Source organism: Microcystis sp. BLCC-F209 (genome assembly GCF_041928595.1).
Lineage (GTDB): Bacteria > Cyanobacteriota > Cyanobacteriia > Cyanobacteriales > Microcystaceae > Microcystis.
On sequence record NZ_JBHFLL010000188.1, the window covers coordinates 1 to 16,989 of the forward strand.

General features: G+C 39.9%; 7 protein-coding genes, 1 tRNA gene and 1 pseudogene. 2 read left to right on the plus strand and 7 right to left on the minus strand.

The annotated features are described in order from the left end of the window. Positions 1–134, plus strand: a 134-nt coding sequence (locus tag ACE1AQ_RS11840) for an IS4 family transposase (RefSeq protein ID WP_190357162.1), incomplete at its 5' end; no start/stop codon positions are given. Between the two features lie 219 nt (positions 135–353). On the opposite strand, the gene grrM is transcribed toward ACE1AQ_RS11840, so the two are convergent. From grrM to ACE1AQ_RS11860, 4 genes are all read right to left on the minus strand, one after another. Next, on the minus strand, positions 354–1,514 hold the full coding sequence (gene grrM / locus ACE1AQ_RS11845) for a cyclophane-forming radical SAM/SPASM peptide maturase GrrM/OscB (protein WP_110545336.1): 1,161 nt from the start codon (positions 1,512–1,514) through the stop codon (positions 354–356). Between the two features lie 187 nt (positions 1,515–1,701). Then, positions 1,702–2,823 (minus strand): murein transglycosylase A, encoded by a 1,122-nt coding sequence (locus ACE1AQ_RS11850; RefSeq protein ID WP_110545334.1) that lies wholly within the window; start codon positions 2,821–2,823, stop codon positions 1,702–1,704. 79 nt (positions 2,824–2,902) lie between these two features. Further along, entirely contained in the window at positions 2,903–4,234 is a 1,332-nt protein-coding gene (locus tag ACE1AQ_RS11855; RefSeq protein ID WP_008203185.1) for a hemolysin family protein, read from the minus strand. Positions 4,235–4,266: 32 nt separating this feature from the next. After that, positions 4,267–4,560, minus strand: a complete 294-nt coding sequence (locus ACE1AQ_RS11860; RefSeq protein ID WP_008203186.1) for a hypothetical protein — start codon at positions 4,558–4,560, stop codon at positions 4,267–4,269. A gap of 64 nt (positions 4,561–4,624) precedes the next feature. On the opposite strand from ACE1AQ_RS11860, the gene ACE1AQ_RS11865 reads away from it, so the two are divergent. After that, a tRNA-Ile gene (locus ACE1AQ_RS11865) sits at positions 4,625–4,697 on the plus strand. A gap of 130 nt (positions 4,698–4,827) precedes the next feature. Here ACE1AQ_RS11865 and ACE1AQ_RS11870 read toward each other — a convergent pair. From ACE1AQ_RS11870 to ACE1AQ_RS11880, 3 genes and pseudogenes are all read right to left on the minus strand, one after another. Beyond that, positions 4,828–5,340, minus strand: coding sequence for a hypothetical protein (locus tag ACE1AQ_RS11870; protein ID WP_008203188.1), 513 nt, complete (start codon positions 5,338–5,340; stop codon positions 4,828–4,830). Between the two features lie 40 nt (positions 5,341–5,380). Beyond that, positions 5,381–15,112, minus strand: coding sequence for an FG-GAP-like repeat-containing protein (locus tag ACE1AQ_RS11875; RefSeq protein ID WP_110545331.1), 9,732 nt, complete (start codon positions 15,110–15,112; stop codon positions 5,381–5,383). Between the two features lie 623 nt (positions 15,113–15,735). Continuing rightward, a pseudogene (locus ACE1AQ_RS11880) lies at positions 15,736–16,976 on the minus strand (ISL3 family transposase). Positions 16,977–16,989 lie beyond the last annotated feature (13 nt).

Here is a 16,989-nt window from a genome sequence, read left to right on the forward strand (position 1 = left end):
GGGGGTTTTTAGGTAGAAAAGGTGACGGTGAACCAGGTGTTAAAACTATTTGGTTGGGACTGCGAAGGTTACATGATATCAGCCAGACTTGGAAACTGTCTCATCAAATTAGTTCCCCCATAGAACCCCCTTGAGCCATCTGGCACACTTTTCTCTTTTTGTCAAATTTTATGTTAAGAAAGATGTGACTAATGGATAGCTTATTAAGGGGGGATCCCCCCGCCTATCGGCACCCCCCTTATCAAGGGGGGCAGGGGGGATCGAACCTAAAATCCATTTTTAATTTAATTATAACCAGCTACTTAACTGATAACTGATAACTGATAACTGTTTACTGATAGCTAAAAAAATCTTTAAACTTCTAATAAATTTTCTAGGCGATCGAGAACGATATCGGTGATACACTTAATCCGGTATAAACAGGCTTTAGTATCTGTGGAGTTGAAAGTGCCATTTTCCCAGTATTTGTTACTACCAGCACCACCCCCACAAACCCCAAAATAATTGCAGTTTTGCCGACATAAATCGACTCCAGCGCGCATATCAGCGTAAATTTGTTGAAATTTCTCAGTTTCACAGATAGATTCTAGGGAATCGGTCAAAACATTACCAAAAATAAAATCGCCGTAGGGTTGAGTTTTAATCGATAGTAATTCCGGATCAAAGGTGGAAAAATTACCTTGATTATCAAAATTGACAATCATAAAAGGTCGATTCATATCAGTATTTTCTAAGCGTTCATCGGCATAAATCAAACTACAGATCGATTCAAATTCCCGCAGCTTAAATTCTCCTTGTTTGACCGTGACTAACTCCCAAAATCTGGCGATAAACTGGCGATAACGTTGTTCAATACCTAATTTATCTAAGGAAGATTGTGAATGAATCCCCTCGGTTTCTTCCATATTAAAAGCCACATCGGTAAGACCATGATCCCAAAAAAAGTTAAAAATTTCGTCGGGATAGTCGAGAGAATCTTCTGTTAAAACAGCGATGATACTCACATCAATTTCATGTTTTTGCAAGAAAGAAATCCCCCGCATTGTAGCAGCATGACTGCCAGTTCCCTTGCGGTTTTGCCGGTGGATATCGTGAATAAAAGCTGGTCCATCAAGACTGACTCCCACATAAACATCATGCTTTTTAAATAATTGACACCAAGCATCGTTAATATAAGTGGCGTTAGTTTGTACTGAATGACGAAAACAGTAACCCTGCTGATTATATTTCTCGCTAACTTCCGCAATTTTAGCAAAGGCACTTTCATAAAAACTGATGGGAACTGCTAAGGGTTCGCCGGCGTGCCAGCAAATGGTAAAATTATCTTGGAGAAAACGACTACTAAAAACCCTCTGAAAAATCGGCTCGATTAAATCTAAGGATAGGGTATTTTTTAAATGGCGATCGGGTAAATAACAGTAATCACAATTGAGATTACAAAAAGAGGTGGGTTGCACGACTACTAAAGTAATTGGACCACAATCCGACCAATCTATATTTATGGTTTTTTTCATGATTCTATTGTTTAAGTTCTCACTTAAGTTATGATAACTGATTCTGGGGAGTCTATCTTAATTTTACCTATAGTAGAGCATTTTTCAGTCTGCTGAGGTACAAAAGTTATGGATTTTAGGCAAAAGGCAAGAGGCAAAAGGCAAGAAAAATAGGTGTACCTCACTAGCTTAGGAAACGCTATATTTCCTATTCCCTCAATAATAAATAATATAATTGACCCGGAGTATTAATTAAACCGGCTCGCTCACCCGCATTTTTTCCTGTTCCCATAAAAATATCTACCCTCCCAGTACCTTTAATTGCGCTGCCAGTATCTTGATCGAGAACATAGCGACTCACTAATTTTTTATTAAGATTTCCCTGGGGAATTTCTGTCTCAATTACTGCTAAAGCGCCGGGGGGAAAAATACTTTTATCTGTAGCGATCGATCTTTCGGGTAAAACCGGAACTCCAATACTACCAGTGGGAGGCGCACCGTGGGTTTCTCGAAAGAAAATAAACCGATTATTGCGGGGGATATAATTCTTTAATTGCTCAGGATTACTTCTGAGAAAATCCAAAACCATTGGTAAGGTTAAACCCTCGGCGGGAAAAATACCATCGGCAATCATTTCTTTTCCCAGACTTGTGTAGGGATGCTCGGTATTGCCATCAAAACCAATGCTCATAATTTGACCATTAGGTAAACGTAATTTCGCCGAACCTTGCACATGAACTAAATAAGCTTCTAAGCGATCTTTTAACCAGACTAACTCGTATCCCGCTAGACGGCTATTTTTCCCCAGTAAACCATCTTTTCCCTCTAATTCTACCCTAGCTGGATGGGGTTTAGACCAGCGAGAAAAGTTAGAAGGTCGGCGATAGAGAGGATATTTATAATCGGCGTTTTTTTGCCGACTTGCTTGATAAATTGGCTCAAAATAACCAGTAAATTTAACATTTCCCTGGCTATCCTTACCCAAGGAACGATACCAAATAAATTCTTTTTTAACTGCCTTTTGTAGAGCTGCGGGAGTGGGAGAATTCTGCACTAATTGACGAAAACGTACTAAGGAACGCTGCACTCGCTGACGAGTTATTTCAGGAATAGGATAATTTTGATAGGCGCGGATCGCCGCCGAGCTATTCAGATAACGTAAACTATGATCGATCGCTTGTAGTAGGGTTTTTTTGTCCGTTGGCAGTCGTTCATCGTATCCCGTAGATGTTGCCAATTGTGAGATTTCAAAACGTTCTAGGGGCAAATTTGCTGGGGTGAGGGCAATTAATCCCAAGCTGAGGGGGAGGAGTGTCAAAAGGTGTTTCATGGTGATAGGAGTGGGCAGCTATTGACTCGGTTAACAATCAAGAAGGATAAATGGGAAAAGTTATTTCTTGTTTATATACTTAGGATGGTTGTTGACGATAAATCTTAATTTGTTCCAAGCGAGGGCCGACCTTAGAAATGATGGTAAATTCTAAATTTTGGTAATATAATTGTTCTCCCACCCTCGGTATTTTTTGCCAATGATGGAGAACAAAACCGGCTAGGGTTTGGTATTCATCGGCCAAGGGTAAACTTAAATTTAATGCTTTGTTCACCTCCTCTAAATTCATTTGTGCTTGTACGAGAAAAGTTGATTCATCGAGGAGTTGATATTTTACTGTTTCCGATTGATCCCTAGAAGAAAAAGTTCCCAGAATCTCACCAATTAAATCTTTTAGGGTTAATAAACCGGCTGTTCTGCCAAATTCATCGACAATGATAACCATCTTTAAGGATGATTCCCGCATTACTGTTAGTAATTCATTTAAAGCAGTGGTTTCAGGGAAAAAACGCGCAGGTTTTAACCAAGGTTTAATCGGGGTTGTTAAATTTAACTGACCTTCGGCAAGGGGTAAAGCTAAATCTTTAAAATCGATCAGACCACGGATATCATCACCGGAATCTCCTGCCACAGGATAACAAGAATAGCCGCTATTAACTACTTGTAGCAATAATTCCTGAAAAGTGGCGGTCGAGGGAATAGCTATTAAACGGTTATGGGGAACCATGATTTCCGCGGCAGTGATTTCGCTAAACTGGAAAACATTATTTAAAATTTTCCTTTCCGCTGCTTCTAATCCCGTTAATTCCCCTTCCATGCTGATAATTAATTGTAATTCCTCGGAAGTTACCCGACTAGAACGCTGTAGATCCACTTCGGGGATACGGGTTAAAACCAATAAAAAACGAGTTGATTGATTAAGAATACCGATAAAAGGCTTAAAAATCCTGGAAATAACCCCAATAGGTGCAGCTAATAATCGCGCCATCGGTTCGGCATAAATTAAAGCTAGGGATTTGGGATAAAGTTCCCCAAAAACTATCTGGAGATAGGCCACGATTAAAAAAGCTAGACAAAGAGAGAAGCCATGGGAGAGAAGATTTTGCCAGTTTAAAGAAAAGGGTAAAAAACTTAGTAATTTCCTCACAAAAACGGTCATGGTACTCTCCCCGATCCAACCTAAAGCTAAACTAGAAAGGGTGATGCCTAATTGGGTAGTGGAAAGTAAGCGATCGAGACTTCTTTGTAGAGATTGGACCGTCTGCGCTGGCACATCTCCCGCAGCCACTAGCTGACTGATGCGGGTACGACGGACAGACACAAGCGAAAATTCCGCCGCTACGAAAAAAGCATTGAGGACGATTAGTAAAAAGACTAAAATTAAACGAGTCAATAAATCCTGATTATCCATAGCGAAAAGGCAAAACTCGCCTTTTTTAAAGCCTATCCTTTGGTTTCGTTCTTTGATTGCGGTTTGTTTTTCTGTTGTTGCATATAAACTCTCACTCTTTTCAGCACCTCTTCTTCCTTCACGGGGATAAAAGTTTGATTGCGACCATAACTGGTGCGATCGTTGGTAAACTTTTTAGCGGGGTTGATATCCGGTTGACTGACTCCCTTCAGGGAGGCGAGTCCCAATTGATAGGCTACCCAACCGCTACCGAAGCCGGCGGCTAACATGGCTACCATCAAAAGGAGTCCTAACTGCAAGGAGGTGCTGATTGCAAATTTTTTCATCTTGGTGGGGCTGAATTTTCACGTTCAGAGTAATTACCGATCTATAATGAGTTAATAGTATAACCCAGGGTTGGCCGAGCGGTTGAGGCAACGAACTCATAATTCGTGCTAGGCAGGTTCAACTCCTGCACCCTGGATAGTTTTGAGCGCTTCAGGCGATCGGCTTTGACTGCACTAGAGTCAGTTAATCTTGTCCTTGTTGGTGCACAATACAATCTTTTTAGGCTGCCGCATACTTACCCCAGCCTAGGCCTTTTTCAGCAAACCCTAATTAAATCTTGATCTGACCACTAGCAGTGTACCAAAAGCAATCAGTCCCAAGCTCAAGTTAGGTTCGGGGACGGTAGTTGGGGGATTTGATGCACCTGTAACAGAACCACTGACGATATCACCATTAAAATCACTAACAAAATTATTTAATGTAACTGTCCCTCCTGCTGTAGTTAAAAAGGGAGAGTTAAAAACTAGAGATAGACTATTAGAGCCATTAACCCAATCAATAGATTCTATACCACTGCCAATAGGATTGGCTAAACTAATCTTAACTAAGTCAGCTTTCGTGAAATTGAGAGGGCCAATTATAATGTTACTAAAAGTAAGACTAGGATTTGCACTATTTTCCTTGTCGATGGTGAAACTACCGGTAATCGGATTAGTTCCCGCCAGAGAACCATTATTCATTGTCCAAGTCAGTGCTTGAACTGGTATAGCGGTCGATAAGTTACTAACAAGTAGGGTTGTTGTAGCAGCTAAGAGCAAGTTGGGTCGGTTGATTTTCATCTTGTTTATCCGAAGTTAAGTTTTGGTTATTGGTGAGTCATTAAAGAGAGACAAACCATTCAGGATGATTGTTCAATCCCGTGAGGGAATTACCGAGATTGTCAGTGACATAAGCTAACACTTCAGTTCCCCAAATAACTTGATTGCTGTTAAAGCTTAACTGTCCGAAATTGAGTCCACTGAGAGCCAATTTATCGCCTTCAGCAGAGTTGAAATCAAGAATGTAGTCGCTACCATTTCCTGACTTGAGAACGAAGCTATCAGCACCCGAACCGCCATAGAGGAAGTCTAAACCTAAACCACCATCAAGTAGATCATCTCCTTCTTCTCCATAGAGTTTATCTATATTTCCCTCACCATAGAGACTGTCATTACCAATTCCACCTTTGAGAACATCTCGTTGGTTGGAACCGATTAACAAGTCATCACCAGCACCACCTTCTAGACGGTAAGTACCGGGTTTACCCAAAGCATCGATGCGATCATTTATTGAGGTTCCTTGAATTATACCGCCGCCGGGGGGAACTAATACTGGGTGGAACACTTGTAGGGTGAAATTTGCACTAATATTTGCTCCCAGCTGATCAGTTGCAGTTACTTTTAGATTCAGATTACCAACATCTTTGTAAGCAGGAGTTCCACTGAAAGTTCGGGTTGTTGGGTTAAAGTTTAACCAACTGGGTAAAGCATCACCGTTACTGACGGTAGCTGAATAAGTCAGGCTATCGTTTAGATCAGGATCAAAAAAGGTATTATCAGAAATTTGGAAGTTGAAGGGGATATCTTCTATGACGGTTTGAGCGGCGATGGGATTTTGGATAATTGGTACAGTATTATTTAGGGGAGTAAAGTTAATTCCCTGTTGAATCCAGACCTCAATGGCAGTATTTGTAATACCATAAATTTCATAAACTGCTCCCTCATAGGCATCAGAGCCTAATTTTGCCCAAGGTACAGTGGAAGGATCGGAGTAATAAGCACTTGAAGCAACACCGTTAATCAACAGCTTTTTATTGCCGTCGAGCATTTGCAGCAAGCTAGACTTATTAAATTGAACGGAATTATTGTAGCCAATATCAACAGCTTCAATATTAAACAGATGACCAGTATTAGCATCTAGATAAAGCCGAGTTTGTTGGCCGACTGTTTGGGGAATAAAGATAGTGTCAAAACCACCACCTCCATCAATTTTACCGATAGTTTTACTATCAGTTCCGTATTCACCTCCTAAGCCAATTTGATCATCTCCTTCACCACCAAAAGCATAAATCTGAGAAGTGTTAGCGGTGGGAATTAACATAAAGTCATCGCCATTTTGACCCCGCAACACAATCTTAGGAGTAGTAGCATTGGAGGGAATGGTAAAAACATCATTACCATTAGTTCCATCAAAAAAGGTAAAGGTTTCAGCGCCACTATTTTGTTCGTCTGCTGTTAACCAATCTTGACCATAAACTACATAGGTTAAGTCATAATCGCTCGTATCAGTAATGATGATGTCCTGATAACCGTCACCATTGACATCCCCACCCGTATTGGTTTGATAAGGTAGGGTTCGATTAGGCAAGCCTTGAATAGGAATCTGATTTTGCCCGTTACCGAGAACAATGGTGTTACTATTCAGGCTGGTATTGGGAGGTGTTGTGGGTGTATAAGGTGTAATTTCGGTTGATCCTAATTGGATGTAACTTTGAGTAAAAGCAGTCCCCTGGTCAAAAAGAATATCGTCAAAACCGTCAGCATTTGTGTCGCCAACGGCAACAGCAGGAGAAGGAAGATTACCAGGTTTGTATAGATTCCAAGAGTCTTGGTTATAATTAATATTTGTTTGAAATTGTCCAAAATTGTTGGTTGTCCCTGTACCATATAAGATGGTAGAGTGCATAATAGGATAAGCTTGTTGACCATCTATAATTGACCAAGATGTTTGAGCGATAGATATTAATGTGTCTTCAATATTGTCAGAGTTAAAGTCACCAGAACTAATGGATGAATTTATAGCCACCGTGTCTGTAATCTCGAACCCATTCCCATTCCAAGTACCGCTATCAGTCCAAGGAGAGTTCAGAAAACTCAAGGATAGCTCAGAAAGGGGTAGATGAATGTCATTATTGAATTGGTAAACACTAACCTGTGTTTGGAGTTCTACCTCGGACTGATAGCCATTAAACGCATATTCAAGGGTGATTATTTCCTTGACTCCATCGGCGTTAATATCCGCTACTCCAATCCCCGGAGCATAGCCTAATGTACCAAGACTATAACTCTGGAATTGGGAACTCAGCCCACTCGCTGAACCCAAGAAATATTTAATTTGATAATCTAACATAAATTCAGTTAAAACGATTAAGTCATCATAACCATCGCCATTAATATCTCCTGCACAGGTTTGAATAATAGGAGTAGTAACAGTATCAGGGATATCGAAAGAGTATAAAGTCTGACCTGCAATAATATTGCTCGTGATACTATTACCCATATTCACAAGCAGTTCTGTGGTATTACCATTTGTTTTATTGATACTCGCAGATGCTATATCCTCGTAACCATCGGCATTAAAATCGCCATGAGCAATCAAATTTGTGCTAGGAGAGGTGATTAAATTGGTAGCGGGTAAATTACTATCATTGGCGGTGAGAGTATAAGTCCTTTGTCCGCTGACATTTGTTAGGGTGCTTGCTCCAAAAGTCAGTTGATTTTCTGATGGGTTGATAGAAGAACTAACATTAACAAAATCATCAAAACCATCCCCATTAACATCTCCCACCGAAACCCCAGGATAGGGATTAACTACAATAAAACCATTATCACTGCGAAGATCATTAACATTCAGGGAAAGACCACCTTGTAACCAAGGATGTCCAATCGCCACATAAGCCTCACTATTACCATCACCATCGTTACTACTAGGAGCACCCAAAATAATATCATCTCCCCCAGTAATAGAACCGTAATCGCCATTAATATCACCAATCCCATTAAGATTCTGACCCACATTACCTGCATTAGAAGGATTACTATTACTTAATGGGTTAGCCACCCCTTGGTATTGGAAAACACGAGAATCTGTCAGATTGGGATCGAGATAAATTGCGCCACCCGATGAGAAGGCATTTGTACTACCAAAGACTATATAGGCACTACCAGCATTACCATAGCTAAAAGGTGCGCCGATGAGTAAATCACTAATTTTGTCGTTGTTAATATCACCTCCATTAGCAACAGCCCACCCCGCTTGTCCTAAAGCTAAATTCCCTTCAAATGTCACTCCTTGACCCGCGCCAATAGAGGCTAAACTTGAAGGTAATGAACCAGAGTTTCCAAATATTACATAAACTTTGCCGAGATTAGTAGTACCACCAACCGCAGCATTAGGTGCGCCTATTACTAAATCTAAATGACCATCTCCATTCAAATCTAGGCTGGTTATCGCATTACCAATTCCATCATAAAAACCGTAGTTTGTAGCAGGATCACTACTGGGTTTACCTGTACTTGGATTCAGTTTACCGTTAATTTTTCCACTGGTAAAGCTGGTTATGCCATCAAAAACCCAGTTAGTTGTGCTAGAAGTGCTGGTTAAGTTGATAGATGCGTTGGTATTTGACCAATTAAATTGGGTTCCTGATAATACATAAATTGCACCGCCATAACCGCGAATATCTTGAGGATTGCTGGGATCACTTACTGGATTAACGACAGGTGCTCCGATGGCTAAATCAAGTTTACCATCTTCATTCAAATCTAAAACCTGTACAGCTGACCCTAAACCTTGACCCGCACTGGGTGCGTTAATGGTAGCAAGAAGACTGGTGGTAATGTTGTTACCCGACCCAGATAATTGATAGACTTTCACCTGATTACTTAAAGGAGAACCCACTATTAATTCAGGTGTTCCATCTCCATTTAAATCTGCTAAAAGGATCGTTTCTCCAAACCCATCGCTACTATTTCCTGTGAGTGGTGATGCGGCTAGAGTATTAAGAGCTACGGTGCTACTGGTGTTGGGAATTACTGTCTTATCGAAGATATAAATATTACTATCGTTCGTTCCCCCGCCGTTAGTTAAATTGGGAGCAGATATCCCATACCAAGTATTAGAAGAACTAACCCAAGAACTAAGACTGCTACCACTTTGGGGAGAGGCGGATGTAGAAGGTGTTCCCCCAGTAATTTTAACTACTTTTTGTGTTGATTGAGGATTATCTAAATCAAGTCCTTGGTCTGAAACTTGCACACTAGCAGACCCAAAAACCAAATATACACTACCGTCACTATTATTAGCTCCTGGTGCTGAAATCCAGAAATCATCAAGGGGTGCATTTTTATTATTACTGTTGGTATCACCGTTAACATTTCCCGCACTACCTAAAGCCTGACCTAATTGATCATTGATTGGACCAATCATGGAAAACCCACTATCTATAGCCAATAAGTTAATCGTTTGGTTAGTATCCTGTAAAGTGGCGTAAGCGGTTAAAGTGGTTTGTTGACCATCTTGGAGGATTAACTTAAATTTCTCCTTGAGATGTTCTAATAAGTTATCGTCAAAAATCTTCACCTCAATGGTTTTGCTGGTTTCACTGGGAGCAAAGGTGAGGGTTCCAGCTTTATGTTCGTAATCGGCTCCGGCGGTGGCGCTAATATCTACTGTGTGATAATTTAGGGTTTTGCTAGTATTGATGTCACCTGTTCGAGTGATGGTAAAAGTCACTTTTCCTTCATTTTCTTTGACGGTTTTATGACTCACTGAGAAGACACTGTTACTGGTGCTACCGGTGGTGGGATTACTAATGACATTATCAATCTGATCCGGTGGTGCCGGATTAGAATCTGTTTGGATAGAATTAGCCGTACTCCAGTTATTTCCGTTATAAATACTTTGACCAAGGCTAGAAGTTCCTGTTTGAGAATCAAGAACTACCCAATTTAAGGTGACGGCATTGTTAGCGGCATTGTTAACATTGATGCTAGAAAAACTCAAATTAGAGCCGGAAAGTGTAGCAACGCTAGATTGATAGTTTTTCCAACTTCCTGTTGTTCCACTAGGTACCCAAAAGGCGACAGATAAGCTAGTTTGAGCCGTTTCTTCCGAACCTGTGCTGGTTGTCCATAAAGCTAGAACACCATAGGGAGTTGAGGTTAAGCTTTGTACAGATTGACCGGGTTGTAACCAAGGGATAGCGGTAGGATTTGAATTATTCGTGTTGAAGTTCCCATTATTTACCTGTCCGATGACATAGTTGGAGGTGATGGTTTGTTGTAATTGATTGAGAGCATCACTAGAAACTGTATTCGGTGCTCCTATTAATAAATCAGCTTTACCATCATTATTTAAGTCTCCTACGGCGCTAACAGAAGACCCACTGAGTTGATTTGCGCCTCCTTGACCGATTATATAACCCTGAACAGTTGTGCCGATGTTACTAACATTAATACTAGCAACAGTGCCAATATTGTTACTGCTTCCTCCGTAGATGACGTAACTTACACCGGCTTGATTATTACCACCATTGGGTTCAGCAATCAGTAAATCTCCTACACCATCACCGTTTAAGTCGCCAGCACCGGTAACTTCGGTTCCAGCACCGATAATAGTAAAGCCATTTGTTCCATTGATTCCAGAGAAACCGATACTGTTATTTTGGCTTGTAGAAAGACTGGAACTACCAAAAAGAATGTAGCTATTTCCCGCAATATAATTTCCATTAGCATCTTCAGTGGCGGGATAGCCAACAATGACATCGTTAATACCGTCGTCGTTAACATCACCTGCGCTACTGACTTGTAATGGTGCAGGGTTGTCTAAATCATCAAAAATAACGAAGCCTTGACCCGGGTTAATGGTTCCTAAGTCTAGGGTTTGAGTGGATAAATTCGCACCAAATAGTATAACTGCGGCTCCTGTTCCACCAATGAGTAAATCCGCTTTGCCATCCTGATTAATGTCTGGAATTAGAGCCGTGCTAGTTATATCTAGCAGGGTTTCTCCATTAATTGCTGAGGTACTGTTAGTCAGGGTAATTGTCCCGCCTAGATAACTTTGAGTGGTCAAATTAGAATTGGGGTCGTTAGAGACAATACTATCGCCTTGGTTTAAGCGACTAACAACTGAAGTATTCGGATTTGCGCCATTATGGAGAGTATAAATATTATCTCCTTGCTGATTGCGAATATACAGCCCCCCATCTTCGCCCAAAGCAAGATAAGCCCCCTGATTTCCCGCTGTATTAGTTGACCAGTAAGGGAGTGGAGCTAAACCCGCCCATTCATAGAGGACAAAGTTGCCGTTTGATTCCATCGCAGCTTGATAGTAACTTGCGTAGTCAGGTTCTGGGACTTGATTAGCCGTATTGCTATTCCATACCTCAGTATTAGTCGTTTGATTAAATAAGACTAAATTACCGCTATTGTCGAGGCTCAGAGTAAATAACTCATTGGCAATTTTTTGGGATAGAATTAGCGTAATTTCCCCGGCTTCTTGATTAGCGTTAGGAGCGCTGATAGCATAATCTGCTTGACTATCTCCATTAAAGTCGTAACCTCCTGTTACTACTTCACCAAAGCGGTCACCAGCTTGTCCATTGGGGTTAGTAATTTGTTGTCCGTAAGCAGGATTATTGCTGAGTAAAGTATCAATATCAGTGAGGCTTTGAGGAGTCTCAAATAAGGTTCCTCCATAGATTAAATAAGCACCTCCTTGATTATTATTTAAACCAGGCGCACCAATAATCAAATCACTCTTGCCATCGCCATTGACATCTCCTGCATTGGCAATACTATAACCCAATTCACTCAACGCTTGTCCTGTTAACAGCAAGCCATTACTACCCAAATTATTGAGGTCATTAACTTGGTTATAGTCTTCTGCAAACACCACATAAACTCCGCCTTGTTCATCATCAAGATCTGGTGCAGTCATGGCAAAATCAGCTTTACCACCGCTATTAACATCTCCTAAAGCGGTTACGGCTTGTCCAAAACTGGCAAAGTATTCATTGTCTAAAGTCCAATAAAAACCCGCAGCGTTAGCATTATCAGGATTTTCTGAGAAAGTCCCTAAATCAACCTGATTATTTTCTGTTTGTCCATATACTACATAAACTTGTCCGGGGGGTGTGGTGGCAATTTGCTGTACGGTAGGATTATCAATTGATTCATATTGCCAAGTAATGACAACATTACCATTAGTATCTAGGGCAATATTTGGGCTTTGATTTGCTCCGGCTGTATTTGAGATAGCTTGTAAACTGCTGGCATTCCAGTTAACACCATTACTTCCTAATGTTCCATTCAAAAAGTATAAGTAGGAAAGATTAGCTGAATTATCATCCACACTGCCTGTAAATGTGCCGTAAACTGTTGTGCCATCAGGGGCAATAATGTAGGATATATCACTACTATCGATTAAATCGTTGACATCTTCTCCTAATAATGTAGCGTAACCGGGTTGAGTTAGATAAATTGTGGAATTTGGTTCTAATGAAACACTGACAGGTAATCCTCGGTTATTTTGAGTGACAGTGCTTTCCCCGCTTGAGCCTTTATCAAGAATTCGGATATAAGAACCATAAGAAATAGAAAACAAAAAGAAGTTAAATTCGGCCTTCACTTTATTAGTATAAACCGCTTCTTCAAAACCACTGGCATTAAATTCTTCTGTTTGAACGCCTTTGACGGATACGTCAATAAATCCCTTAAGCACACTAGCCTTAAGATAAAGACCGGTACCTATTCCAACATTAATAGTTCTATTATCACTTAAAGCATCGTCTAAAAAGCTAAAAAATTTAGTTGTATCTAGATGCCATTTGAGATCAGAATTAGGAGTTTCTTCTGTGGGAGGATTACCGTTTTCATCAACCAATTCAAAAAAGTAATCACTGGCTTGTATGCTTCCTAATTTGGTTGTATTACTGTCAAATTCAATATCCGCCGCCGCCGCTATATCTATTTGAACTACTGGCCCGCCACTAAGACTCAAAACTCCAGCTTCACTAAGTTCATCTAATGCTTCACCCGCCGCTGTTGTAAAAAGCAAGTCTAGGATAAATTGAATAGCATTTACTTCTAATTCAAATTCACCCCCTGCTTTGGCTTTAACACTAGAAGGATAGCTACTAATTTCTTCCCATTCCCCACTACCTTGAGCATAAGCCGACAAATCCAAAGAAACATAGCCTTTGAATAGACCAGCAGCAAGACTATTAGAAGTTGCCGTACTTTGAGCTCCTCCTGCTTCTGTACCGACAGTTAAACTAAGTCTTAAGCTATTAGCCGCGACGGGAGACTGACTGCTAAATTTTTGAGTAGTAGTATCAATTTCGGCACTGATATTTAAAGAAAGACCGCGCAGTTTTTTCAGTAGTTTAGCGAAGTTACCTGTCTCGAAACTAAGTGAAGTATCAGAAGGGAGAGTGATAATTCCCGAGGCTCCATCCAAAGCACCTGGAACAATTGAGTAGGTAAATTCTGTTCCTTTGGGTTTAAAGGTTAATTGATTGGCGGAAGTACCTGTTACCGGCAGTTGACTAACATCAACTACTTGACTCACTGTTTGATTATTTTTTTGAGTTGTTACTAAAATATTGTTATTGTTTAAAGCGACAACCTGTAAGTTTGTATCTGCTATTTCGTCGTTGGTAAGTTGTGTTGGAGAACTCCATTGATAGCCGCCATAAATCGAGGGACTCAAAGACGATGTATAAACTTCTGCATTATTGCCACTTCCCCCTATCCAAGAAGCAACAACTCCTCCATTTTGTGTCTTAGTTAAGGTTAAATTGGCGGCGCTTCCTTGACTTTGGGTTCCAATCCCACTATTAAGCGGTGTCACCCCGACATATTGACCATTAGTACCAGAGGGTTGATAACCGTAATAAATTTGACCATCTTGATTCCATAAGGCATGGGTAACTCCATTACTGTCTGTAACAGTCGTCATACCAAAGGGTTGGCCACTGGTGTTGTTTAAGCCTAAAATTGCGCTAATATTGCCAACCTGATAAGGAATACTTTGATTTGTTATTCCGTATAAAATTCCTGTTTCATCAATTTGAATTTGACTAAAAACGGGTAAATTGGGAATGACATTATCTAACTCAATAAAGGTACTAGCAGCACTTGACCAAGCATAAATGTTTCCGTTATTGTCTAAGCCTAATAGGGTTTGACTATTGAGTGAAACTATTTGTTTAAAGGCTGGATTATTACCCCCATTAAATAGATTAAAATTCGTTCCATCCCAACTGTAAAGACCACCTTGATTATCTAATGCCCAAACCGAGCCATCCTCTTTTCCTGTTGTAATCTGAGTAACACCACTCAGACCAGTACCAAAACCTGCGTCAAATTGTTGTGTCGTTGTATTCCAGACATATTGTTGAATGCGATTAGACAGATCGAACTTGATAATTGTCCAAATCTCATTATCATTAATAGCAGAAAAAGAAGCAAAAAAGTCTGTATTGGTGGCTGATTGCACTAGAATTGGAGCTGCCCATATCTGAGAAGTGCTATTCCAAGACGTTAGATAATAACCCGCTTGTCCTGAAATATTCCTGTAAAGTAAAAAATAAAAATTACCCGCATTGTCAGAATCTATACCAACAATCTGACTTGGTGCTGGAATGCTAGACGTATCCATTAAACTATAATTTTGAGTGGCATTATCCCAGTAGTAATATTGCCCATTTGTCGTAAGAGCTAATCGCTGAGTAGAATTGCTCACGATAGTTTGTTGAATCGTACTATAGTCTATCAGATTACTCATGGCGATTTAGTGTTCTAGATAAATTGGGAACAGATAAGCCTTTTTCTCTCTTTCTTACTGGGGTTGAACGGCTTAAATTTTTAATAAAAACATTGTAGCATTTTTCCAGATGTCAATACTGTCCAGGGTGATAGCATCTCAAACGCTATTAACAATTGGCCAATTTTGTGATCCGCGTGGGCAATTCAAGTGATACCAGTCAATCAGAATAGTTACGAAATCTTCATAATTTGGTCGATTTTTGCTTACCCAGAGGGCAAATTCTCCTCAAATATGCCTGAATCGCTCTCTGGGTAAGCAACTTACATAAAGTTCATTTTGTCAAGGATTGTTAAGATGCGCTTACCCTGCAATACTGTCTTAATCAGAAACGTTGAATCTCGTACAAAACTTTACATTTAAGAACATAACAACCCCAAAACGCCATTTTTCAAATTGAATAGACAATTTTCCTAAACCAGTGTACATAGCTGATATGTTGACATATAAAACTCTGTAAATAGCGAAGTTTATCTAATAAGCTTTTTTCAAAATCTTCCGCAATATCAATTAATTGTAAAATTAGGTAGGCGATAATAGAGCTATAGATTTGTTGTAGGCTCTTCGTTACTATTTATGCTAAATCAACAGACAAGATGCCAAGATAACATACTTCTAACCCAAAAATTCCGAAAGTTTCTAAAGCCATAGCCTCGCCGTTTTATTAGTTTAAGTTTATTGTTGATTCCCTCGACTACCCCATTCGTTGTTCTTCGCTCGAAATAACTAATGATTTCTCCAAACCAGTTTCGGATTGTTTGACAACTCTTGGTAAAAACACTGGAGGATTTTGCCAACCATTCCGAGATAGATAGCAGTCCTTCTGTCGGATTCTCTGAGGTTTCATAAATCTTTCTGAATTCTTCCTTTACTTCCTGCATCTTTTTCAAATTTGGCCAATTTTCTTTGATAGCTTCTAGTTTAATTTTTTGGGGTTCCGTTAAATCTTCTTCATTTTTTAACAGGCTATATTTACTTCGCTTTAAAACTTCTAGCTTGGCTTCTTTTCCTGCTTTCTGTTTTTTATTTTTCCGCGCTTCTACGGCTCTTTTTTCCGCGGCTCGACTGAGCATCGCCGAACGTCTCTTCTCTGTTCGTCTAACTCTTGATTAATTTGTTTTATTACATGGAATCTATCAGCGACTACCTCGGCCGAAGGCATCAATTCTTTCACCAGATTTTTATAAGACAACCAAAGATCTATGCTGACTTCTTCAATTTGCTCTAACACCTCTTTTACCCAGCCTGTAAGCGTTTTCCTCAACTCCTCTTGTGTTCGCTTCTCTAGAATAGCTATTAGTTTTCCCGTATCTAAATTTACTAAAACTGCACAGTAATTTTTTTGTCCTTTGACTAGAGCGATTTCATCACTTCCTAGTCTTTTTAATTCCGATAAATCTGGCTCTGTAATTTGTTCGGCGATGTCCTTTAGCATTCTTTGAATCTTTTCTTCTGTTACGTCATTTCTTCGGCTAATATTTAAAATATCTCCTTCTTTTAATTGTTTGAGTATATTCTCGGCTAGTCTTTTCGTATAGGTTCGTTTATTGGCGACAAAATCTAACTCTTCGCTAAAGGGTTTCTGACAGTTATTGCACTTAAATTGACGACGATTAACTTGTAGTTACACTGGTTGGTCTGAGAGCGGTAAATCTTTGACTAAATGTCGATGATTTTGGTGGAGCTTATCGCTCTCTAACCCACAACAAGGACAGGACGCTTTTTTATTTTTCGATTCGATTCGGAAAACTATACCGATATTTTCTAGGTGTCGATAGCCTTGAATACAGGTTCCTTCTAGGTTCAAAAATTTGTCAAGTATCATAAGTAAAATAATC

Coding starts and splice junctions, on each gene's coding strand:
- grrM (WP_110545336.1), bottom strand. CDS start 1,514: ATGAAAAAAACCATAAATATAGATTGGTCGGATTGTGGTCCAATTACT.
- ACE1AQ_RS11850 (WP_110545334.1), bottom strand. CDS start 2,823: ATGAAACACCTTTTGACACTCCTCCCCCTCAGCTTGGGATTAATTGCC.
- ACE1AQ_RS11855 (WP_008203185.1), bottom strand. CDS start 4,234: ATGGATAATCAGGATTTATTGACTCGTTTAATTTTAGTCTTTTTACTA.
- ACE1AQ_RS11860 (WP_008203186.1), bottom strand. CDS start 4,560: ATGAAAAAATTTGCAATCAGCACCTCCTTGCAGTTAGGACTCCTTTTG.
- ACE1AQ_RS11870 (WP_008203188.1), bottom strand. CDS start 5,340: ATGAAAATCAACCGACCCAACTTGCTCTTAGCTGCTACAACAACCCTA.
- ACE1AQ_RS11875 (WP_110545331.1), bottom strand. CDS start 15,112: ATGAGTAATCTGATAGACTATAGTACGATTCAACAAACTATCGTGAGC.